Raw genomic sequence first — 21612 nt, 5'->3', positions numbered from 1 at the left:
TCAAATGTGAACTAAGATACCTAATTGGAATCCGAGGTTCAATATATAGTCTGGTGGCGATAGCGAAGAGGTCACACCCGTTCCCATGCCGAACACGGTCGTTAAGCTCTTTTGCGCCAATGGTAGTTGGGGGCTTCCCCCTGTGAGAGTAGGACGTTGCCAGGCACAAAAAAAGCATTCCGTAATGGAATGTTTTTTTGTGTCTATAAATAAGAAGTAAGGGACGTAACTATTATTTTTTATTTTTATATTTTCAATAATTATTTGGCAACTAAATCGTTAACAACTAGTGTGTAAATACAGAAAAATCGTAAGTTTTCACGGCTTCCTTCTACGAACCTATGAGTTGAAAAACCATATAATATGCGGATTTACTGGCGTCCACAACATAAGCAAATGTAGTCAAAGAATCAATATAAAATAACTCATCTGAAGAGCATATTTCTAAAAATGGCCTCATATGTTAAATTATCGAACAACAAAGATTTAATATCATGAGAAAGAGGTGCTGAGTTTGACTAAGAAAGTCAAGGTCGCTGTAGTAGGTGTAGGTCGTGTTGGAATTAGCCATATAGAAGGAGTTTTAAAGTCTCCAGATCTTTTGGAACTAGCGGGAGTCGTTGAACTTAACAAAGCATTGGCTGATAGCGTTGCCAAGAAGTACAATACTATTGCTTATTACTCATTAACGAAAGCGCTTACAAGTAATGTGGATGCATTTATTGTGTGTTTGCCTCACCATTTGCATTATCCGGTTGGAAAACAGGTGCTTGAAGCTGGGAAACACGTCTTAATTGAAAAGCCATTAGGTATAAATTTGGAAGAAGTTGAGTCGCTAAATTTAATTGCTCAACAAAATAATGTTATCGTTATGTCGGCACAAAGTAGACGCTATTTTAAAGCCATCCAACAAGCACGTGAGTATCTTCCAGTTATTGATGGACCAACTAACTTACTTTATAACTTTGCCTGTATTTTTACTAGGGATAGTGCACCACCTTGGTGGAGGGAAGAGAGTAAATCAGGGGGGTTAGTATTAGGGATGCTAGGGTCGCACAGCATTGATATGACTTTATGGATGAATGAGGGGAAGAAGCCTGTAAGGGTTTACTGTGAGACTAGAAATATTACAGAAGTTTTTGAAGGTGATGATGCTGCTACTGTAGTGATTACTTTTGATGATGGAACAATAGCGACAAATTACTTGTCGATTTGTAATGCACCAATTAAACACGAATGCTTAATTGAAGGGAAAAAAGGTTCTATTTTCTTCGAGCATGTTGGTGATCACGAAGGAGTTGTTGGGGCGGCGTCAACCAATGTATATATCAATGGAGAAAGAATTGAAACGGATGATGAGCCAGATTGTTTTACCAATCAGGTACGAGAGTTAGCATCTTCGATTATTGAAGCTAGGCAGCCTCTAACTTCAGGGTCAAATGTCTATAACACATATGTACTAATAGAGGCTGCAAAAGAGTCAGCAAAAAGTCATATTGCAATTGATATTAATGAATTTATTAAATTACGAAATTAATAGATTAATTGGTGGTGGAGGAAGTGAAATCATATAGCACTCAAACATTTACACAAAACATGATCAGAGATTTAATTTGGAAAATTACCCAAAATGAAATTAAACCAGGTGAACAGTTACCATCAAATGATGAGTTAGCAAAACAATATAATGTAGGAAGATCTACCATCAGAGAGGCTATTAAGCAAATAGAATCATATGGTTTTGTTCAATCCACACATGGGAGAGGCACTTTTATACTAGATTTTGAAAAAACGGACAACGGAACCAATTTATTAGAAGAAATAATTGATTTAAGGAGAATGATTGAGGTTCATTCAATTAAAAAAACAGTAAAATATATAACATTTACACAGTTACAGGAGCTAAATAATTTATTAATGGAAATGGAAAATTGTATAGATAACCCACAACGGTTTACAGATATTGACCGTGAATTCCATGTTAAAATTACTGTATTTTCTAAAAGTCCGTTTTTACCCAAAATGTTTCAAAATATTAGTGGTTTTTTTGCCGGAGTTCAAGATTCTATTGTGTATTTACCAGGTTCACCGGAGCGAGCAATTGTTGAACATAAATGTATGATAGAAGCTCTAAAAAATAAGGATGAAGAGAAGGCTGTTGAAGTCATTAACCAACATTTAGATAGTGTTGTAACACAAATAAAGGAAAAACGGGTTAAGGAACTATAACTGGAGGGGTATGATGAAAACGTTGAGTGCTTTGCTAGAAGGAAAAGGTAATTTATCAATGGTCGAGAAGAATTTGGTAATAAAAGAAGATGAGGTACTCGTAAAAACTTTTCAAGCTTCTATATGTGATGCTGATTTAAGAGCGTATCGAGGATTAAATATGCCAAATGATTTACCTCCTTTTCTCTATTTAGGGCATGAAGGAGGAGGAACAGTTATTGAAGCGGGGAGTAAAGTGCGTGAATTCAAACGAGGCGATCGCGTGATGTTGTTTGGACCACATTCATCTTTTTCTAATTACTTCGTGGCGAACGTCAAAAACCTTCATAAAGCTCCTGATGATTTAAATATGAAAGTAGCCTCGTTAGGTGAACCAATTGCAGTTGGGATGTATGCGGTTTATGAAGCTAACGTACAGTTAGGCGATGTTGTTGCAGTAGTAGGTTTAAATTTCCAAGGCTTGTTAGCTGTTCAAGCATTAAAGAAGCGGGGGGCAAGTAAAGTTATAGCAATAGATTATTCTGATAAACATTTAGAAATTGCACGGAACACTGGTGCCGATTTAACAATTAATACAACTAAAGAAGATCCATTAAAACGAATTAAAGAATATACGGACAAAGAACTATGTGATATTGGCTTTCATAGTTGCGGATATTGGAATCCTAGAGCAGAAGAGTATTTCAATTTAACAAAAGAGCTCACAAGAGACGAAGGAATAATGATCTCAGTCCCAGATCTTATGTCTCCTATTAACGCTAGTTTACACCGAATCCATCACCATGCTATAACTATTAAATTTCCTGCACTAATGCATCATAGTCCAGCTTTTCGAGAAATTTGGGTACCTCGTCTGATGAAAATGGTTTCTAGAGGGAAGATTGATATAGCCCCATTACTCACTGGAGTATATAAAATTGGTGAGACTCCTGAGGCTATGAAGGATTTTCATGAGAATGAAGATCATGTAAAGATTATTTTAGAAGCTTAAATTCTTTTAAATATAAGGGGGATGAACGTTATGAGAAAAACGTCGTTATGGGTTTCTTTGATCTGTCTGTTTACATTGTTACTTCTAACAGCATGCGGGGGCTCTTCATCCGAATCTAGTTCAACTGACCCAAGCCAACCTTCGACAGAGTCAACTAATGAAGATGCGGCTACAACTGAAGATATAGCTGATGCTAAAAAAATTGTATTCTCACTCGACCTACCTCCGACAGACACATGGTCTCTAGCTACAAAAGAATTTGCCGACTTAGTAGAAGAAAAAACTAACGGAAGTATCGTTGTAGAAGTATTTGATTCTGCAGCATTAGGTTCTCAGAGAGAAGCATTAGAAGGTATGCTTGTAGGAACAGTTGATGGGACAGTAAGCCTTGAGCCAGTCTCCTACTGGGTTGAGGATATTGGATTATTTGGAATTCCTTATCTTTTTGAGAGTGAAAACCATTTAGAAACATTTCTTGAAAACGAATATGGCCAAGAATTAGATCAAAAGATGATTGATGCTGGGTTTAGACCGTTAACATATTTTATGAGAGCACCGAGACAAATTTCTAGTAATACCCCTATTAATTCTGTTGATGATTTAAATGGATTACAAATAAGAGTTCCAGAAACCCCAACAGCACCTCCTGCCTTTGAAGAAATGGGTGCACGAGTCGTTACTCTTCCATTTGGAGAAGTTTACTCTGCCCTTCAACAAAATGTCATTGATGCCCAAGAAAACCCACTTACACTAATCACGGCCAATAAGTTTTATGAAGTTCAAGACTATATAGCCATGACAAACCATCAATACCAAGCGGCATATTTATTGCTTAGCGAAAATACGTATCAGTCACTAACTCCTGAAGAAAGAGAGGCCATTGAGGAGGCTGCTGAAGAGACAAAAGGTTTTGAAAGTGCATTATTAACAGAGAGAATTGAAAGTGCAGTTGAAGAACTAGAAAATGCAGGGGTAACTTTTACTGAACCTGAACTGAATGATTTTTCTGATGCTGCATCAAGAGCATATAGTGGATACGACTTATTAATGCAAGAATGGATTAAAAAAATTCAAGAGATAAAGTAAATATTTAAAATGAGGGGAAGTTTTTCCCCTCATTTTTCAAAAAAGGATGAGTGATATGAGGAAGAAACTCACGTTGACAAATATGTTAGAGGTACTTGCTTTTTTGACAATGATTACCCTCATTTTCACCATGGTAGTTCAGGTTTTTGCACGTTATTTGCTACCACGCATTCCGGCATGGAGCGGAGAAGAAGTCACAACATTATTGCTTATTTGGCTAGCTTTTATCGGAGCAGGAATTGCTGCAGGGAGAATGTCTCATATTAGTGTAGATTTTCTAATTGAAAAATTACCTGAAAATATAAAGCTAGTTGCTACAAGAGTGATATATGTAATCATATGTATATTCCTTCTATACTTTGCTTACTTGAGTTTTCAATTAGCATGGGAAGGAAGAGTATCTCGGACTCCAAGACTTGGAATCTCAATGTTTTGGATACAAATTAGCATTTTTACAGGAGCAGTCATTATGCTTTATTACTATTTTAAGCATCTAGTTCAAACGTTTCGATCTAATAGTAAGGGAGGGTAAATAATGCTTCTATTGTTCTCAGTATTTTTAATCCTTCTACTTTTAAATATACCTATTGTGGTTGTTATAGGAATTTCATCCTTGGCTTATTTATTTTTAAACGATATACCCCCTTTGTTAATAGGTCAAAGAATTACAACTTCATTATTATCTTTTCCCTTGTTAGCCATTCCGTTTTTTATTCTTCTTGCGGAGGTTCTAAACCATGGAGGTGCAACTCAAAGGCTAATGAGATTAGTGGTTTCGATTGTCGGGTTCATTAGAGGAGGATTAGGTCTTGCGAATGTCGGGATTAGTATGTTGTTCTCAGGGATTTCGGGAACAGCCCTAGCAGACACGTCGGGACTGGGTTCTACCTTAATTCCTTCTATGAAAAAGCAAGGATATTCATCAAAGTATGCAGCCGCTGTAACTGCAGCTTCATCTACAGTTGGTCCAATCATTCCCCCAAGTGTTCCACTCATCATAGCCGGTGTTATTGCGGGGCTATCTATTTATGATTTGTTTTTAGCAGGTGCTATACCTGGTTTATTGATGGGGTTTGCAATGATGGTTACGGCTTACATTATTGCTTTGAAAAGAAAGTATCCAAGGTCGAACAGATTTGAAACAAAGGAAGTATGGGCTAGTTTAAAAGGGTGTATATGGGAGATTTCCTTAATTATTTTCATTCTTTATGGGATTCTAGGAGGGGTTTTCACAGCAACTGAAGCAGGAGCGATGGGAGTAATTTATGCCTTGTTCTTAGGATTTGTAGTAAGACGTGAACTGACTTTTAAAAAACTGTACCGGGCCTGTGTAGAAACAACAGCTTTATCTGGAATTGTTTTAATCATTGTAGGGTTTGCTTCTACCTTTGGTTGGATAATTGCAATGGAAAGGTTTCCTGAATTATTCTCAGAGTGGATTCTAGCTATTACCGTTGTGCCCATTTTAGCTTTACTGTTGGTTAATTTGGTTTTACTAGTTATAGGAGCTGTCATGGAGACAACGGCAGCGCTTATTATTGTTCTTCCAACTTTGTTATTACTAGGTTCAAGTATTGGTGTCGATCCGATTCAAATGACAATTATTGTTGTATTAAATTTAATCTTAGGATTGTTGACTCCTCCAATCGGAATGGCCCTTTACATTGTATCCTCTATTAGTAAAGAGAAGATTGGGGCAATCGTGAAAGAAGTATTTCCATTTTTTATTGCAAATTTATTTGTATTATTACTTGTCATTATGTTTCCGAAAATATCACTTTGGCTACCTACATTGCTAAATCGATAACAAAATGAGAAGGAGGATAAACGGTGAAAATTGCGATAGGGTCTGACCATGCTGGCTTTTCGTTAAAAGAAACAGTCATGAAAGCACTAGAGTTAATGGGGCACGAAGTAACTGATTACGGTTGTTATGACGATAATCCTGTTGATTTTCCTGACATAGCAAAAGGGGTATGCAAGGCTATCCTTAAAAAGGATGCTGAAAGGGGAATAATGGTTTGTGGAACGGGTGTAGGTGCCGCGATAGCATCAAATAAAATACCAGGTATTCGTGCTTCTGTTTGTCATGATGTCTACAGCGCCCATCAATGTGTTGAGCATGATAATGTTAATGTTATGTGTATCGGAGCACAAATTGTAGGTAATAAATTAGCTATCGATTTACTAGAAACTTACCTTCAGGCTACATTTAGTACAGAGGTACATTTTAGAAGACGTGTTCAAAAACTGGAGCTTATGGAAGTGGAATTTCATGAATATCAGAAGAAGCAAAAAGGTTAGTTCTTAGGAGTTTGGATAACGCAGAGAAACAGTAATTGATATAAGCTTTTCTTGTAAATCAAATCAATTAATTCATGAAAAATAGTCTTTAGCGAAACACAACGATCTTAGTAGGCTGGTTCCTGGCTTTTACTAATTAGCACATTCAATTTCCACCAAATCCCTCTGGCACATAAAGTGCAGAGGGATTAATTTGCGTTTCTAACCGTAATGGTAGGTAAACTTAGTTAATTATTTTAATGTATAATTTGTATAAACATGTTCTTTTCTATCTATTGAAGGATAAACACCGGAACTAATTTATTTAAAAAAGTTATTGAAAATATTCTGACATATGTTAATATAAATGTAAGCGGTTCCTAAAACCGGTTTCAGAAAACGGTTTTAGAGAGAATGAGGTGAATAGAATGGTAACTATAAATGACGTGGCAAAAAAGGCGGGGGTTTCAAAAAGCTCTGTATCTAGGGTTTTGAATGGAAACTTCGAACATATGTCTGAGGAAATGAAAAATAAAATCTTAAGAGCAGTAAAAGATTTAAACTACACGCCTAACTCTGTTGCTCAAAGTTTAAAAAAGAAGTCAACTAAAACAATAGGTATTATTTTATCGGATATATCAAATCCCTTTTGGTCTGGAGTGTTAAAAGGCGTACAAAGTGAATGTATGAGAAATGGTTATGGGTTAATGGTAAGTAGCTCATTTGAAGATCCAAGTGTTGAAGAAGAAAATATTTTGACTTTAAGAAATAAACAAGTGGATGGATTAATTGTGAATACAACTGGAAGAAATACAGATTTGTTTAATGAACTAGTAAAAGAAAAATACCCATTTGTTTTCTTTGATCGATTTAGTAATGACTTACAAACGGATACGGTGATTGTAAACAACATACTAGGTGCGAAAAAAACGATACAATACTTAATAGATCAAGGGCACGATCGAATCGCTATTTTATTGTATCCAACAGAAAATAAAAGTCCGAGAATTGATCGATTGGAAGGATACAAGCAAGCACTGTTAGAGAATAATTTCCCAATTGATGAAAGCTTGATAAAAATTTGTGATGAGACTAATGGAAGTGGAATTGAGGCAACTAAAGAAGTCTTAAAATTGTCCCAAAGAGCAACAGCTATTTTCTCCACAAATACGCTGTTGAATTTGGAAGTGTTAATGGGAGCAAAGAAGTTAGGATTTAAGGTTCCAGAAGATGTGTCAGTTTTTGGGTATGATGATTATCCATGGGTGCCGCTTTTAGATCCACCACTAAATACAGTAGCCCAGCCGGCTTATGAAATGGGGAAAAAGGCAACGGCTTTGTTAATAAAGAAAATGAAAAGTGGAAAAGTACAAAAGTCGAAAATCATACAGTTAGAACCAGAATTAATGATTCGTAGTTCTTGTATGGCTCCAAAAAAGGTTGATTAATTTAAGGAGGTGAACTTAGAGGTTAAATATAGTAGTTTAACAGTCTTGTTGTTTTGTCAACTGTTTCGTGAAAAAAGACTTGTTATGAGTGCCGCTAACACCCAAAACAAGTCGAAAACAAAAAACACTTATTTAAATTTTACACTAGGAGGGCCAATTATGCACAGGTCTAAAATTTTATTACTTTTAATGACTCTTATTACTTTATTAATAATGTCAGCTTGCTCAGAAAGTGCCACACAAGAAAATGAATTAGATGCTGAAGGTACAGATGCAGTAAACCAAGAGACAGCAATTGAAGAAAGCGGAGACGAAATTGTTCTTCGATTAGGTCATGGTACAGCAACTAACTCTCTATATCATGCGGGTTCAGAAAAGTTTAAAGAGTTGGTAGAAGAACAGTCTGATGGTCAAATAAGGGTTGAATTATTTCCTGATGGTCAACTAGGACACGATAATGATTTAACTGAGGGAATGAACCTTGGAACAATAGAAATGGGAATGATCGGTGTAGAACCATTAACAACGCTAGAACCAAAATTAAAAGCAGTTAATCTACCATTTTTGTTTACTGATCGTGAAACAACGTATTCTGTTTTAGATGGTGAAATGGGGCAAGAAATGGTTGAATCCCTACCCAGTAACCATGGTGTTAGAGTGTTAGGCTTTTTTGAAAATGGATTTAGGCATATCTCTAATTCAAAAGGTGAAATCCATACTCCGGAAGATTTGAAAGGGCTTGCAATTCGAACCCCAGAAAGTGCAGTCTCCTTAGCCATATTTAGAGCATTAGGGGCAAACCCAACTCCTATGTCTTTTGGTGAATTATATACAGGCCTTGAACAAGGAACTGTAGATGGCCAAGAAAATCCAGCTGCGCTTATCTATACAGCTAAATTATTTGAAGTTCAAGATTATGTTTCTTTAACAGGGCATATGTATTCTCCTATGGTTTTAGCAATAAGTGAAAGAAAGTGGTCTAGCTTATCAACTGAAATACAGGAGATTATACAACAGGCTGCTGATCAAGCAAAAGATTACGAGAGAAAATTGAGTGCTGAACAAGAAGCTGATTATATTGAAAAATTAAAAGAAGAAGGAGTAACTGTTACTGAACCAGATCTTGATGCATTTATTGAAGCAACCAAAAGTGTACATGAAGAATTTGACCCTGAATATGGTGCTGAGTTCTATCAAAGGTTACTTGAAGCAACAAGATAATCTAATGGGGCTATCTTTATAGCCCCTTAATATTAATGAGGTGAGGATATGGTACAACTACTAAATAAGATCAGAATAAACATAAACAAATCGGTAGAGTTGTTTACAATTGGATTGGTTGTTGTACTGGTAGTTATAGTAGCCGCTCAGGTTTTTTGGAGATATGCTCTCTCTAATTCGTTAGGGTGGTCTGAGGAGTTATCTAGATTTTTATTCATATGGATTATCTTTCTAGGGTCAGCTATAGCATTAAGGCAAAGGGCACATATTGCTTTGGATTCATTACTACAAAAACTAAAAGGGAAAGCTAAATTATTTTTAAGTCTCTTTATTGATCTGGTAGTCATAGGGTTTGCTATTATTGTTTTTCTTAGTGGGATGGAGCTTGTTCAGTCAACAGCTAATCAGCCTTCTGTTGCATTGAATATTTCTATGAGTTGGGTTTATATGTCTATTCCTATAGCAATGGCTTTAATTATTTTTAACACTGTATTTGAAATAGTTGAGAAAATCAAAACGAAAACCATTGATATTTCAACAGAGTGAGAGGAGGGATCGTATGATTATTGGTGTGTTACTAGGAGTGTTTTTTATATTGTTAGTAATAGGGGTTCCAGTAGCTATCTCAATTGGGCTAGCATCTATTGCGGCAGTATATTTTATGGGCGATATCCCACTCTCTTTAATTGCACAACGATTTGGAAATGGAGTTAACTCTTTCCCGCTACTAGCGATCCCATTTTTTATTTTAGCAGGTAGTCTTATGAATACCGGGGGAATTGCCCGGAGGTTAATTGATTTCGCTAGTTGTCTTGTAGGATTTGTGCGTGGTGGATTAGCGATGGTTAATATTGTAGCTAGTAAATTTTTTGGGGGGATTTCTGGATCTTCTGTTGCTGATTCAGTTGCGATTGGTTCAGCACTAATACCTGCAATGAAAAAAAGAGGCTATGATGGTAGCTTTGCAGCTGCTGTAACGGCTGCCTCATCAACCATCGGAATTATTATACCGCCCAGTATACCTATCATTATATACGGTGTAATGGCTGGAGAATCAATTAGTAAACTATTTCTAGCTGGTGCTATACCTGGGATTCTAGTTGGAGTTAGTTTAATGGTTGTAACTTATATTATGGCAACCAAAAATCCAGAACAGTTCCCGAAAGAAAAATTCCCAACACCAAAAGTAATATGGGATTCATTTAAAAGTGCTTCTCTAGCATTATTTATGCCGATTCTAGTACTTGGTGGAATTATTGGGGGAATTGTTACACCAACAGAAGCCGCGGTAATTGCCGTTGTTTACTCCTTAATAGTTGGCGGTTTTGTTTACAAAGAGATTAAATTTAGCCATTTCAAGACAATTTTAAATGAAACCGTAACTGGAACTGCAGCAGTAATGCTATTAGTAGCAACAGCCTCACTCTTTGGGTGGATTGTTGCATATGAACAGTTACCTTTAATGATTAGCGAATGGATTCAAGGGGTGTCAACGAATCCAATTATTATTCTCTTGATTATTAACGTTGTTTTATTGATAACAGGGCTTTTCCTTGACTTAACAGCTGCACTTATTATTTTAACTCCAGTTATGTTGCCGATTGCATTAAGTGTAGGGATGGATCCTACACATTTTGGAATAATGCTAATTGTTAATTTAGCTATTGGCTTAGTAACTCCACCTGTCGGTATTTGTTTATTTGCAGTTACTAATATTGCAAAAGAGTCAATTGGTCGAATATCAAAGGCTGTACTTCCTTTGTTAGCAGCTATGATTTTTGTTCTGTTGCTTGTAACATATGTTCCGCAAGTTTCAATGTTTTTACCTAACTTACTTAGATAGGAGGAAATAATATATGAATTTTGACGCGAAATATTTAGAATCATATATTTGTGATGTATTAAAAGCTGTTGGTTTAACAGAGGAAAATGGAAATATTGTTGCTGCAAGTTTAGTATCTGCAAATTTGCGTGGGGTTGATTCCCATGGTGTAACCAGGCTCCCCATATATGTAAAAAGGTTAAAGTCAGGGGCGGTTACTCCGAATCCTGAGGTAAGAGTTATTGAAGAAAGTGATGCATCTCTTTTAATCGACGGAAATGACGGCATGGGTCAAATCGTTGGAGTCAAAGCGATTGAATTAGGAATAGAGAAGGCAAAGAAAAATGGCGCTGTCTATATTGGTGTGAAAAACTCAACTCATTTTGGAACTGGGGCTTTCTTTATTCAACAAGCAATTAAGAATGATATGGTGGCATACGCTATGTCGAATGCTCCATCAACTATGGCTCCTTGGGGAGGTATCCAACCCTATTTAGGAACGAACCCTTATGCCTTCGGAGTGCCTACAGAAAAAAACAAACCAATTATATTTGATATGGCGACAAGTGTAGTTGCGAGAGGAAAGATCATTTCCTCAGAGCAGCGTGGAGAAGGTATTCCTTTGGGGTGGGCAATTGATAAAGAGGGGCGCCCGACAACAAACGCTAAAGATGCTTTAGAAGGGACTGTACTTCCTTTTGCAGGACCAAAAGGTTATGCAATTTCTTTAATGATCGACATCATGAGTGGGGTGTTAACGGGAGCAGGGTTTGGTCCTCATATTAATAATATCTATGGAGATTTTGATAAGCCTCAAAATGTGGGTCACTTCTTCCAGTTAATCGATGTGAATCGTTTTATGACAGCTAATCAATTTAAGAGCAGAGTTGACCAAATGATTGATGAGATAAAATCAGCACCGAAAGCAGAAGGAACAGAAGAAATATTCTTACCTGGTGAAATTGAAAGTAATACAGAGAATGATCGTCTTCAAAATGGAATTAACCTTGGCAAGGAGGTGTTTGAGTCTATCAAACAAGTGGGTGAAGAAGTAGGAGTTAAAATTGAAAATTACCATCAAATCACTTTATAGGAGAGGTATTTAATGAATTTATTAAACCGAGTTTTTAACTATGAACTTCCAACAGAAATTGTATTTGGGGTAGATTCCATTCAACACCTGCCACAAATTATAGGACGTTTAAATGGTTCTAGAGTTTTAGTAATATCTGATCCTGGTGTGAAGGATGCAGGAATTTTAAATAAAGTAACAGTGCAGCTCGAAGATGGAGTTACATTTGATACTTTTTGGGATATTGAAAGAGAGCCAGATGTCAAGACGATATGGAAGGCGACAGCAAAAGCAAAGGAATTTGGTGCTGACCTAATCATCGGAGTTGGTGGAGGAAGTGCTCTAGATGCAGCTAAAGCTGTAGCGGTAATGGTGGAAAATGAGGGGGACATTTCCAATTACGCAGGATTAAATAAAGTGCCGAATCCAAGTGTTCCAACCATTTGTATTCCCACTACATCAGGTACAGGTAGTGAAGTAACTATTTGGACCGTAATCTCTGATAAAGAGAATAACCGGAAGTTTGGAATTGGTGGGAAAACAATCGCACCGACGATTGCTTTATGCGATCCAACGCTCACGCTATCACTTCCAGGTTCAATGACAGCGGCAACTGGAATTGATGCACTTACACACGCGCTTGAGTCATTCGTTAATAAAGCAACACAGCCGATTTCAGAAGCGTTGTCGCGTGAAAGTATGCGTTTAATTTCAAAAAGTTTACGTAAGGCTGTTCATCAAGGAGATAATTTAGAAGCACGCTACGACATGCTATTAGCGAGTACGATTGCAGCTACTGCATTTAATCCTACAAGACTAGGACTCGCTCATGCGTTATGTATGCCTTTAGGAGCAAAGTTTAACGTACCGCATGGAATTGCCAACGCCATTTTACTTCCTCAAGTCATGGAGTTTAATTTGGTCGGGAACCCAGAGAAATTTAAAGACATTGCTGAAATTTTTGGTGAAAAAACTGATGGATTATCTCTACATGAGGCAGCAGCACTTGCCGTTAAAGCGATTAAAAAACTAAATCAGGATGTCGGAATTCCAACAGGTTTTAGAGAATTTGGAGTAACGGAAATGGATTTAGGATACATTGCTGAAGGTGCTATTGGAAGTGATAATGTTCTTGTCAACCCACGCAAACCTTCACTAGCTGACCTGAAAGAAATCGTTAGAAAATCACTATAATTTTAAAAGGAGATGGGAAAAATGACAGTAAAAACAGAACAAGATGTTTATAAAAATTTTATTAATGGCGAATGGGTAGAAAGCGGTGTGGAAGAAGTCTATGAAGTAACCAATCCGGCCGACAAAAATGATGTTGTCGGGAGATTCCCATTATCTACTGAAAAAGATGTGGATAAAGCTGTTAAAAAGTGCGCATGAAGCACTTTTAATATGGAAGAAGGTTCCAGCTTCTGAGAGGGCACAATTCATTTATCGCTTTATTGAGTTACTAGATGAGAACAAAGAACGACTAGGAAAAGCATTATGCAGGGAGCAAGGCAAACCATTAAATGAAGCGTTAACGGAAGTCACTCGCGGAGTTAGTGAAATGCGCTTTGTTGCAGGAGAAGCAGTTCGTCTAGAAGGGTTAACGTTGCCAAGTGATCGTCGTGGGGTCATCAACATGGCTGTTCGTGTTCCAATTGGCGTAGTGGCTGCTATTACTCCTTGGAATTTCCCGGTGTTAACACCGCTTAGAAAAGTGATTCCAGCTCTTATTTGCGGATGTACTGTTGTATTGAAGCCAGCGACTAATACTCCGTTAACATCTGTAATCATTACAGAGCTTTTAGAAAAAGCGCTGCTTCCAGCTGGAACAATTAACCTAGTAATTGGAAGTGGAAGAAAAGTAGGCGACGCACTAGTTGGTCATCCATTAGTAAAAGGTGTTTCATTTACTGGTTCAACTCAAGTAGGTCGTAATATTTATGAAACAGCAGCGAAAAACTTTACAAAGGTTCAATTAGAGTTAGGTGGAAATAATCCGGCCGTTGTAGCAGAATACCAAGATTTAGAAGATGGAGCAAGTCAAATTGTGGCAGGGTGCTATGGAAACGCTGGTCAACGTTGTACAGCTATTGGTCGGGTCATCGTTCTTGATAAGCAAGCAGATGAACTTGAAAAACTGCTTGTCGAAAAAATTCAAGCTTTTAAAGTAGGAAATGGAATGGACCCTGATACAAAAATCGGACCAGTTGTTAGTGAAAGTGCTCGTCAAACACTAGTGAATTACATGGAATTAGCTAAAAAAGAAGGTGCCCATATTGTTGTTGGTGGGAGAAGCCTAACAGAAGGACAATATCAAAATGGTTATTATTTCGAACCAACTCTAATCTCTGGTGTCTCTCCTGATATGGCAGTTGCAAAAGAGGAGATTTTTGGACCTGTTCTTATTTTAATCAGAGTGTCTTCGTTTGATGAAGCAATTACAGTGAGTAATAATACAGAGTACGGTCTAACAGCTTCGGTATTTACCGATAACATGAATCTTGCTTATCGTTATTTAGAAGATGTAGAATCAGGAATGGTTCATATTAACAATGGTACTGTTAGTGAAGGTCATATGCCATTTGGCGGAGTGAAAAACTCTGGTGTTGGACCATATTCAATTGGTGGAACGAATAAAGATTTTTACACAGAATTAAAGGTTGCCTATATTCAACATAAATAAATTTTTTTAATCATTTCTAAAACCGGTTTCTGAAACCGGTTTTAGAAAAAGGAGTGAGAATATTGACAAATATAGGTTTTCGTATCTTACAAAATGAAGAAAAGCCCTCAAGAGAATTACTAAAGTTGTATCGAACATTTGTAACGCCAAATATTTCAGATAACATGAATCGCCTTAATAGTGTCGATTCATCTATTCGGCCAATTCATGAACATGGAACATTAGCAGGAGCGGCCTTCACGGTCAAAACAAGACCTGGTGACAATCTATTAGTGCATAAAGCGATCGATATGGCAGGACCAGGGGATGTTATTGTAGTTGATGCAGGCGGGGACTTAACAAATGCCATTATGGGTGAAATAATGGTCAGGATTGCTAAAAAGCGAGGAATTGAAGGTTTTGTTATTAATGGTGCGATCCGTGATTCAAAAGAAATACGTGAAATGAATTACCCAATGTTTGCTAAAGGAGTTATTAACCGTGGGCCATATAAAGACGGTCCTGGAGAAATTAATGTGCCAATTCAACTAGGTGGAGTCGTCGTTCGACCAGGTGATATTATCGTTGGAGACTCAGATGGAATAGTAGTAGTGCCATTAGAGTATGCTGTATCGTTAGCTGAAAAAGTGCAAACGACGATGGGAATGGAAAAGGAACAGATGGAAAGAATTGATTCTGGTACGCTGGACCGGTCTTGGGTTGACGAAGCTCTTCGTAAAAAAGGGTGTGAAGGAGTTTGAAAAAAAAGGTTTATATCACAAGGAAAATTCCGACAGAAGTGTTAGCGAGATTGGACGAATTATATGAAGTGAAAATGTGGGACGAAGAAGATACTCCTGTTCCAAGAGAAGTGCTAGAAAAAGAAATCGTGGATATAGATGGATTATACTGCCTATTAACCGAGAATGTTGATGCTGAATTACTAAGCAGAGCAAAGAAATTAAAAGTGATTAGCAATATGGCAGTTGGTTTTAATAACATTGATGTAGAGGCCGCAACCAATAAAGGGGTTATGGTCACAAATACACCAGGTGTCTTGACGGAAACAACTGCGGATCTAACCTTTGCTCTACTGATGGCCACAGCACGCAGAATCGTTGAATCCTCCGAGTATTTAAAAGAAGGAAAGTGGAAAACTTGGTCACCTATGCAGCTAACAGGCCAGGATATTTACGGAGCAACTGTTGGGATTATCGGACTAGGACGAATTGGGGAAGCCTTTGCAAAACGGGCTAAGGGATTTGATATGAACATCCTATATCATAATAGGAGTAGAAAATCAGAAGTTGAACAAGAACTCGGTATCACCTATGTTGAAAAAGAAACCCTTTTGCAGAAGTCAGATTACGTTGTTGTGCTTACTCCATACTCTCTTGAAACGAAAGATCTTATTGATCAACATGAATTGGCGTTAATGAAAGAAACGGCTGTATTGATCAACACCTCTAGAGGTGGAATCGTTAACGAAACAGCTCTGTACCATGCATTAAAAGAGGGGCAGATCTGGGCAGCAGGTCTAGATGTCTTTGAAGAGGAACCAATCTCACTAAACCATCGACTCTTATCTTTACCTAATGTGACTGTCTTGCCTCATATCGGCAGTGCAAGTAAAAAGACAAGAATAAAAATGGCAATTATGGCTGCAGACCATTTATCACAAGCTTTGCAAGGAGAGCGACCAACTCATCTTATCAATGAAATTACTGGAGTAAAATAACAGAGAATTATACTATTTAATTCATTGTTTTTATAAGGAGACTACGATTTAGTATTTTTTTCGTAGTCTCTATTTAAACACACACTATTAATTATGATCAGTTTGGTTCCAACGGCTGGAATTTGGTCTTATTAGTTACTAATTATGATAGAGTACTAATTAGATATAGTCCTCATTTCAACTTTTCATAGTTTTTTACACTGACATTTTTCATTTATACAGTTCAAGGTTTAATTAAATAAGAAGGTGAAAATATGAAAATTGTTGTTTCTCCTGATTCATATAAAGGCAGTCTTTCCTCAATCGAAGTATCAAAGTCGATGAAAAAAGGGATTCAAAAAGCAATTTCAAATGCAGAGATTAAGCTAATGCCTCTTGCTGATGGCGGAGAGGGAACACTAGATACTCTTGTTACCAGCACGAATGGTGAATTTATATCAGAAGAAGTGCAAGGCCCATTAGGCGATGCCGTAATAGCGAGGTGGGGATTATTAGATAGTGGAAGAACAGCTATCATTGAAATGGCAGAAGCATCTGGGTTGACATTAATTCCAAAAGAAAAATTAAACCCACTAGAAGCATCTACCTATGGTACTGGTCAATTAATTAAGAGCGCCCTTAACAAAGGCTGTAAAAAAATAATCTTAGGAATAGGTGGAAGTGCAACAAATGATGGTGGATCCGGAATGGTTGCAGCCTTAGGTGTGAAACTTTTGGATTCGCAAGGACAGGAATTAAAGCCAGGTGGCGGGAGTCTCAGCCAATTAGATCGCATATCTATCGATCAACTTGATCAAAGAATCTATCAAACAGAATTCATAGTAGCAAGTGACGTTTCTAATCCTCTTTGTGGACCGGAAGGAGCTTCCTATATCTTCGGTCCTCAAAAAGGAGCAACACCTGAAATGGTGACAACATTGGATCAAGGTCTCAAACAGTACGCAGAAAAAATTAAACAGTATTTATCCAAGGATATACTAAATGAACCTGGTGCAGGAGCAGCCGGAGGACTTGGAGCGGGCTTAATTACATTCTTAAATGCCTCGATTAAACCAGGAATTGAGATTATTCTTGATCTGCTTGAATTCGAGAAAGATGTGATAAACGCTGACCTAGTGATTACCGGTGAAGGTAAAACCGATATCCAAACAAGCTTTGGAAAAGCGCCAATGGGTGTAGGCATTAGAGCACAAAAACATGGCGTGCCAGTCATTTGTGTTTCTGGAAGTGTCGACCCAGGAATTGAAGCTTTAGAGCGCCACGGAATCAATGCGGCATTTAGTATCCTCAACCAGCCACAAACATTAGAAGAAGCGATGGCAAACACTGACCAGTTGATTCAGATTACATTAGAAAATTTAATGAAAGTTTATAAATTAAGTTTTGAAGCAAAGAGAGTCATTACTTAAGAGTGTGTATTAGTTTAAAGGTGAAAAACTAAAAACGTAACAGGGAAAGGAGTTCAACGGACAAACTAATTGGACTCCTTTTAGCTTCGAGAAAACATCATGTCCCCCTGTGAGGTGAAACCTGTTTCATCTTTATCCGACATGAGATGCTTCTAAGAGTAAGCTACATAGACATCTTCCCCGTAAAAGAGAAAGGCTGAGCCAGGCGCTATCAGGTAGATAAAAGATAATCCAATGGATTGTCTTAGTCTGTACAAATAGATTACACGAGGTACTGAAAAAGCTGTTTCAGAGGAACAGAGGACATTTCTCACGAGACCGTCCCACTGTTCTCTGTTTTTCTAAATCGTCGGTTCAACCAAATCCTTTCGCCGATAGACATTTAATATAAGGCCTAAGACAGCATTGTAAAAAAGAAGCATGCTTCCGCCATAGCTGATAAACGGGAGGGAGACTTCCATGATAGGCGCAAATCCTAAGCCCATTAATATGTTCCAGAGAGTAGGAACGGCAATAAACGTTGCACCACCAATGACGATTAACCTTCCAAATAGATCTTTCGTTTTAAAGGCATTGGATGAAATACGCCAAATAAAAATTAACAGCATGATACAAAGAAAAATACCAAATACCCAACCAAGAGAGTAGACAACATTTGGAAAAGCCATATCAGTATGTGCACCTGGGAGAGCTTGTCTATTGCCATCATTGATAAATCCGTTACCGAACCAGCCAGCTTGCGAAAGTAAATCCTTCACAAGAAAATACATATATCCTGCCCCGTACGGATCTCTTTCTGGATAAAGAAAGCTAGACATTCTTGCAAAAAAATAGCTGCCGCGACCAGTGAAGATCATGAACCCAATAAAAATGAAACCCATCCCCAACGTAAAACCGACGATATTTATCGCTATTTTTTTATGAACACGAGAAACAGCAAACATTATGCCTACAGAAAAAAAGTAAATGATACTTAACATCACGTGTGGAAGTTGTAAATATACAAATATAGGTGCCCAAAACAAAACGATTAGTAACACCTGTTTGTTGACGCTGTTCCAGACATTAATCCTGTCCAAAAGTCCCGCCCACGCTAGAAAAAACAGAAATAATGTAAGGGTGACATCAAGCGTGAAGCCTCCAATGGTTAACCATCTTGTCGCACCATTCATCATATTACCAAATAAATAAGTGCTTACAAGAAGAGTGAAGCCAGCCCCGTAAAAAAACATCCACAAGTTCTTCAATTTTCTGTAATCAAAAAATAGAAAGCCAACTAAAGCAAGAATGGCTATCGAATAGAAGAGTGCATGGCGTCCTACATAAACTTCGTACTCAAGACCAAGAAGCTGAAGAAAACTAACCGCAACAATGGCAACAAATAATGCGAGGACAATCCAATCCATTTTCGGTTTGTGAAGGCGGTTTAAGTTTGTACCAATGGAAAAAGGGTTTCCCATAGCTTGTACAGCTTTCTCATCAGCCTCCTCTTTTGTTAATTCGATCTTCTGATAGGAATGACTCAACTCCTGCAGGTGGTGTGTGAGTTCTTTTTTGATCATTTCGTGTGCTTCCTTAGATTTTACTTTTGATGTCACTTTCTTTACGAATGGTTCAAAAGGGGAAGAAGTCATAAAGATGCCTCCTGTAGCAGTACTTTAAGTAAAGTCCGTTGTTTAGATGGTTCTTGTCTATAACGAATGACGAGTTTTTTTCCTTTTTTTGTGAGCGAATAATACTTTTTTTCGTCAACCCACTTGGATTGAAGGAGTTGTTTATTTTCTAATAAGTGTAAAAGAGTATAAAGCTGTCCCTCGTTTTGATGAAAACTTTGATCTCCTTTTTGAAAAAGCTGAGTGGAGATAGCGAAGCCATGCTTTGCTTCTAGTTGGGTTGCCTCTAAAACAGCTAGCAATGTTTCATCCTTCCAAAGATCGAGTTGTGATTGGGGATTTTTTGCTTGAATTATCTCTTTTACTATTTTTTTTCGCGCATCGGAAAAGGTTAGGTTATGAAAAACCGTGTTCTTCATGGAATTCTTCAGGTTTATGAATGGATCGCTCATCATTCAACCTCCTCAATGATTTGGTCTTTTACTAATTCTTTTGCTCGTTTCATTCTCGTTTTGATCGTATTTAGATTAACAGCAGTCACTTTGCTTATTTCAACTAATGAAAGCTCTTGGTAATAATGAAGGTAAATCACTTCTCTATATTTTACGGGCAAAGCAATTACGGCGTGAGCCAAACGTTCTTCTTCTGTCTTAGCGATAAGTTCCTCATCAACCTGCTTTGTGTTGGAGGGGAGAGAGTCCCATATTTTTTCGTGAAGGCTTATTTTTCGATAATGCCAGCTTTTTAAATAATCCTTACAATGATTAATCGCAATCCGAAAAAGCCACGTTTTTATTGAAGACTGCTCGTTAAATTGATGTAACTTCTCATAACATTTAATAAAAATCTCCTGTGTTAAATCTTCCGCCGTTGTTTGGTTGTTTACATATGTAAAAACGAGATGGAGGATCTCGTCGCTATGTTCATCCATCAGAAGATTGATGAGGTGCTCTCGATCTTCCTCTATGCTTTCATCGTGTATGGCTGTTTGCTCAAGTTTCGTCATCTATGTATCACCTCTTTCTCTACATTTTAGACGAACCAGCAGGTCTTTTGGTTTGGAAAAGGAAAGATATTTTTTAATGGCATTTCTACATCCTTACAATTCACTAGTAAAAGCGACTCAAAGCGTTATTTTTGTTACGCTAATCTATAAGGGAAACTAAATAAAAAAAGGTGACCATTTATGACTAACATGCTACATTCATACGTTGAAAAACTAGTGAAGATCTATTCGGTCTACAGTGATGATCAATATGCCGAATGGTCTAAGAATTATCTGAGAAACCAATTTGATTTCATAGGTATTCGAACACCTCTCCGCCGAAGAATCACTAAACAATTTATAAAAGAAAATGGGTTACCTCCAAAAGAGGAACTAAAGGATGTCATTTTTACGCTTTGGAGTCTTCCGGAGAGAGAATATCAGAAAGCAGCACTGGATATTCTGCAAATAGCCAAAAAAGACTTAAGCAGCGAGGATCTGTTATGGTTATCAAATCTAATAGTAAAAAAATCGTGGTGGGATACGGTGGATGTACTGTCTCCTCATATCATGGGTTATCTGTTTTCAAATCATAAGGAACTTATACCTGCATTTGCTGATAAATGGATTGAGGATGATAACATCTGGTTACAAAGATCAGCGATATTGTATCAACTATATTACAAACAGGAAACAGATGAAGAAAGACTATTCCGATACATTTTAAGGCGAGAAAGTAGCAATGAATTTTTCGTACAAAAAGCAATTGGATGGGTATTGCGTGAATATGCAAAAACTCAACCAGAGAACGTAAAATTATTTGTTGCTACAAATAATTTAAAGCCACTTAGTAAACGAGAAGCTTTAAAAACGTACTTTGAATCATATTCAGCCATGGAGGGAGTACCGGTTATGAGTTGCTGTATTGCAGCTCTATTTTTATGCGAAAAACATGTTAGTGAAGAAGAATAGCTTTCTATTTTTCATAATTGGTTTATATCTGCTTTTTCAATCTATCTTTTTGTTGTTTGAGTTATTGGTAGGAAGTAAGGG

22 protein-coding genes and 1 rRNA gene are annotated in these 21612 nt (G+C 37.3%); 20 read left to right on the top strand and 3 right to left on the bottom strand.

Features of this window, described 5'->3' with window-relative positions; all coding sequences use genetic code 11:
* Nucleotides 1-49: 49 nt before the first annotated feature.
* From rrf to JCM9140_RS17225, 19 genes are all read left to right on the top strand, one after another.
* Nucleotides 50-165: ribosomal RNA gene (rrf, locus tag JCM9140_RS17310) — 5S ribosomal RNA — on the top strand.
* Nucleotides 166-514: 349 nt separating this feature from the next.
* Nucleotides 515-1537, top strand: a complete 1023-nt coding sequence (locus tag JCM9140_RS17305; protein WP_034749417.1) for a Gfo/Idh/MocA family protein — start codon at nucleotides 515-517, stop codon at nucleotides 1535-1537.
* Between the two features lie 23 nt (nucleotides 1538-1560).
* Entirely contained in the window at nucleotides 1561-2229 is a 669-nt protein-coding gene (locus JCM9140_RS17300) for a FadR/GntR family transcriptional regulator (RefSeq protein ID WP_034749414.1), read from the top strand.
* Between the two features lie 13 nt (nucleotides 2230-2242).
* Nucleotides 2243-3220 (top strand): zinc-dependent alcohol dehydrogenase, encoded by a 978-nt coding sequence (locus JCM9140_RS17295; RefSeq protein WP_034749411.1) that lies wholly within the window; start codon nucleotides 2243-2245, stop codon nucleotides 3218-3220.
* 30 nt (nucleotides 3221-3250) lie between these two features.
* Complete coding sequence (locus tag JCM9140_RS17290) at nucleotides 3251-4306, top strand: TRAP transporter substrate-binding protein (protein WP_052002350.1); 1056 nt, start codon at nucleotides 3251-3253, stop codon at nucleotides 4304-4306.
* A gap of 55 nt (nucleotides 4307-4361) precedes the next feature.
* A complete protein-coding gene (locus JCM9140_RS17285; protein ID WP_034749408.1) occupies nucleotides 4362-4838 on the top strand; it encodes a TRAP transporter small permease in 477 nt (158 codons plus the stop codon).
* Between the two features lie 3 nt (nucleotides 4839-4841).
* Nucleotides 4842-6113 (top strand): TRAP transporter large permease, encoded by a 1272-nt coding sequence (locus JCM9140_RS17280; RefSeq protein WP_034749405.1) that lies wholly within the window; start codon nucleotides 4842-4844, stop codon nucleotides 6111-6113.
* Between the two features lie 23 nt (nucleotides 6114-6136).
* Entirely contained in the window at nucleotides 6137-6610 is a 474-nt protein-coding gene (gene rpiB / locus JCM9140_RS17275; protein WP_034749401.1) for a ribose 5-phosphate isomerase B, read from the top strand.
* A gap of 407 nt (nucleotides 6611-7017) precedes the next feature.
* Nucleotides 7018-8037 (top strand): LacI family DNA-binding transcriptional regulator, encoded by a 1020-nt coding sequence (locus JCM9140_RS17270; RefSeq protein ID WP_034749398.1) that lies wholly within the window; start codon nucleotides 7018-7020, stop codon nucleotides 8035-8037.
* 159 nt (nucleotides 8038-8196) lie between these two features.
* Entirely contained in the window at nucleotides 8197-9258 is a 1062-nt protein-coding gene (locus JCM9140_RS17265) for a TRAP transporter substrate-binding protein (protein WP_034749396.1), read from the top strand.
* 48 nt (nucleotides 9259-9306) lie between these two features.
* A complete protein-coding gene (locus JCM9140_RS17260; RefSeq protein WP_052002349.1) occupies nucleotides 9307-9804 on the top strand; it encodes a TRAP transporter small permease in 498 nt (165 codons plus the stop codon).
* A gap of 13 nt (nucleotides 9805-9817) precedes the next feature.
* The gene (locus tag JCM9140_RS17255) at nucleotides 9818-11101 is read left to right on the top strand and encodes a TRAP transporter large permease (RefSeq protein WP_034749393.1); all 1284 of its coding nucleotides are present in this window, start codon (nucleotides 9818-9820) and stop codon (nucleotides 11099-11101) included.
* A gap of 13 nt (nucleotides 11102-11114) precedes the next feature.
* The gene (locus JCM9140_RS17250) at nucleotides 11115-12173 is read left to right on the top strand and encodes an Ldh family oxidoreductase (protein ID WP_034749391.1); all 1059 of its coding nucleotides are present in this window, start codon (nucleotides 11115-11117) and stop codon (nucleotides 12171-12173) included.
* 12 nt (nucleotides 12174-12185) lie between these two features.
* Nucleotides 12186-13346: an iron-containing alcohol dehydrogenase gene (locus JCM9140_RS17245; RefSeq protein ID WP_034749388.1), complete on the top strand. Its 1161-nt coding sequence runs from the start codon at nucleotides 12186-12188 to the stop codon at nucleotides 13344-13346.
* A 21-nt stretch (nucleotides 13347-13367) separates the two neighbouring features.
* A complete protein-coding gene (locus JCM9140_RS24670; RefSeq protein WP_235715393.1) occupies nucleotides 13368-13544 on the top strand; it encodes a hypothetical protein in 177 nt (58 codons plus the stop codon).
* Entirely contained in the window at nucleotides 13513-14835 is a 1323-nt protein-coding gene (locus tag JCM9140_RS17240) for an aldehyde dehydrogenase family protein (protein WP_235715392.1), read from the top strand. The genes JCM9140_RS24670 and JCM9140_RS17240 overlap by 32 nt, the downstream gene beginning before the upstream one ends.
* A 62-nt stretch (nucleotides 14836-14897) precedes the next feature.
* Nucleotides 14898-15575 carry an RraA family protein gene (locus JCM9140_RS17235; protein ID WP_034749385.1) on the top strand — a complete coding sequence of 226 codons (678 nt, stop codon included), beginning with the start codon at nucleotides 14898-14900 and terminating at the stop codon, nucleotides 15573-15575.
* Nucleotides 15572-16552 carry a 2-hydroxyacid dehydrogenase gene (locus JCM9140_RS17230; RefSeq protein ID WP_034749383.1) on the top strand — a complete coding sequence of 327 codons (981 nt, stop codon included), beginning with the start codon at nucleotides 15572-15574 and terminating at the stop codon, nucleotides 16550-16552. Before JCM9140_RS17235 ends, JCM9140_RS17230 begins: the two co-directional genes overlap by 4 nt.
* A gap of 254 nt (nucleotides 16553-16806) precedes the next feature.
* Nucleotides 16807-17961, top strand: coding sequence for a glycerate kinase (locus JCM9140_RS17225; RefSeq protein ID WP_034749380.1), 1155 nt, complete (start codon nucleotides 16807-16809; stop codon nucleotides 17959-17961).
* A 341-nt stretch (nucleotides 17962-18302) separates the two neighbouring features.
* On the opposite strand, the gene JCM9140_RS17220 is transcribed toward JCM9140_RS17225, so the two are convergent.
* The 3 genes from JCM9140_RS17220 to JCM9140_RS17210 are packed head-to-tail and all read right to left on the bottom strand — an operon-like array spanning nucleotide 18303 to nucleotide 20580.
* Entirely contained in the window at nucleotides 18303-19595 is a 1293-nt protein-coding gene (locus JCM9140_RS17220) for an FtsW/RodA/SpoVE family cell cycle protein (protein ID WP_034749378.1), read from the bottom strand.
* Nucleotides 19592-20026 (bottom strand): PadR family transcriptional regulator, encoded by a 435-nt coding sequence (locus JCM9140_RS17215; protein WP_034749376.1) that lies wholly within the window; start codon nucleotides 20024-20026, stop codon nucleotides 19592-19594. Before JCM9140_RS17215 ends, JCM9140_RS17220 begins: the two co-directional genes overlap by 4 nt.
* Nucleotides 20026-20580: a sigma-70 family RNA polymerase sigma factor gene (locus JCM9140_RS17210; protein ID WP_034749373.1), complete on the bottom strand. Its 555-nt coding sequence runs from the start codon at nucleotides 20578-20580 to the stop codon at nucleotides 20026-20028. The genes JCM9140_RS17215 and JCM9140_RS17210 overlap by 1 nt, the downstream gene beginning before the upstream one ends.
* A gap of 180 nt (nucleotides 20581-20760) precedes the next feature.
* Here JCM9140_RS17210 and JCM9140_RS17205 point away from each other — a divergent pair, with 180 nt between their 5' ends.
* Nucleotides 20761-21531 (top strand): DNA alkylation repair protein, encoded by a 771-nt coding sequence (locus tag JCM9140_RS17205; RefSeq protein WP_235715391.1) that lies wholly within the window; start codon nucleotides 20761-20763, stop codon nucleotides 21529-21531.
* Nucleotides 21532-21612 lie beyond the last annotated feature (81 nt).

This window comes from Halalkalibacter wakoensis JCM 9140 (genome assembly GCF_000513095.1).
GTDB classification, from domain to species: Bacteria; Bacillota; Bacilli; order Bacillales; family Bacillaceae_D; genus Halalkalibacter; species Halalkalibacter wakoensis.
Note: the sequence above shows the minus strand (reverse complement) of the source record. Positions and strands in the feature narration are given on the sequence as shown.

Coding starts and splice junctions, on each gene's coding strand:
- JCM9140_RS17295 (WP_034749411.1), top strand. CDS start 2,243: ATGAAAACGTTGAGTGCTTTGCTAGAAGGAAAAGGTAATTTATCAATG.
- JCM9140_RS17290 (WP_052002350.1), top strand. CDS start 3,251: ATGAGAAAAACGTCGTTATGGGTTTCTTTGATCTGTCTGTTTACATTG.
- JCM9140_RS17285 (WP_034749408.1), top strand. CDS start 4,362: ATGAGGAAGAAACTCACGTTGACAAATATGTTAGAGGTACTTGCTTTT.
- JCM9140_RS17280 (WP_034749405.1), top strand. CDS start 4,842: ATGCTTCTATTGTTCTCAGTATTTTTAATCCTTCTACTTTTAAATATA.
- JCM9140_RS17270 (WP_034749398.1), top strand. CDS start 7,018: ATGGTAACTATAAATGACGTGGCAAAAAAGGCGGGGGTTTCAAAAAGC.
- JCM9140_RS17265 (WP_034749396.1), top strand. CDS start 8,197: ATGCACAGGTCTAAAATTTTATTACTTTTAATGACTCTTATTACTTTA.
- JCM9140_RS17260 (WP_052002349.1), top strand. CDS start 9,307: ATGGTACAACTACTAAATAAGATCAGAATAAACATAAACAAATCGGTA.
- JCM9140_RS17255 (WP_034749393.1), top strand. CDS start 9,818: ATGATTATTGGTGTGTTACTAGGAGTGTTTTTTATATTGTTAGTAATA.
- JCM9140_RS17250 (WP_034749391.1), top strand. CDS start 11,115: ATGAATTTTGACGCGAAATATTTAGAATCATATATTTGTGATGTATTA.
- JCM9140_RS17245 (WP_034749388.1), top strand. CDS start 12,186: ATGAATTTATTAAACCGAGTTTTTAACTATGAACTTCCAACAGAAATT.
- JCM9140_RS24670 (WP_235715393.1), top strand. CDS start 13,368: ATGACAGTAAAAACAGAACAAGATGTTTATAAAAATTTTATTAATGGC.
- JCM9140_RS17240 (WP_235715392.1), top strand. CDS start 13,513: ATGTGGATAAAGCTGTTAAAAAGTGCGCATGAAGCACTTTTAATATGG.
- JCM9140_RS17225 (WP_034749380.1), top strand. CDS start 16,807: ATGAAAATTGTTGTTTCTCCTGATTCATATAAAGGCAGTCTTTCCTCA.
- JCM9140_RS17220 (WP_034749378.1), bottom strand. CDS start 19,595: ATGACTTCTTCCCCTTTTGAACCATTCGTAAAGAAAGTGACATCAAAA.
- JCM9140_RS17215 (WP_034749376.1), bottom strand. CDS start 20,026: ATGAGCGATCCATTCATAAACCTGAAGAATTCCATGAAGAACACGGTT.
- JCM9140_RS17210 (WP_034749373.1), bottom strand. CDS start 20,580: ATGACGAAACTTGAGCAAACAGCCATACACGATGAAAGCATAGAGGAA.
- JCM9140_RS17205 (WP_235715391.1), top strand. CDS start 20,761: ATGACTAACATGCTACATTCATACGTTGAAAAACTAGTGAAGATCTAT.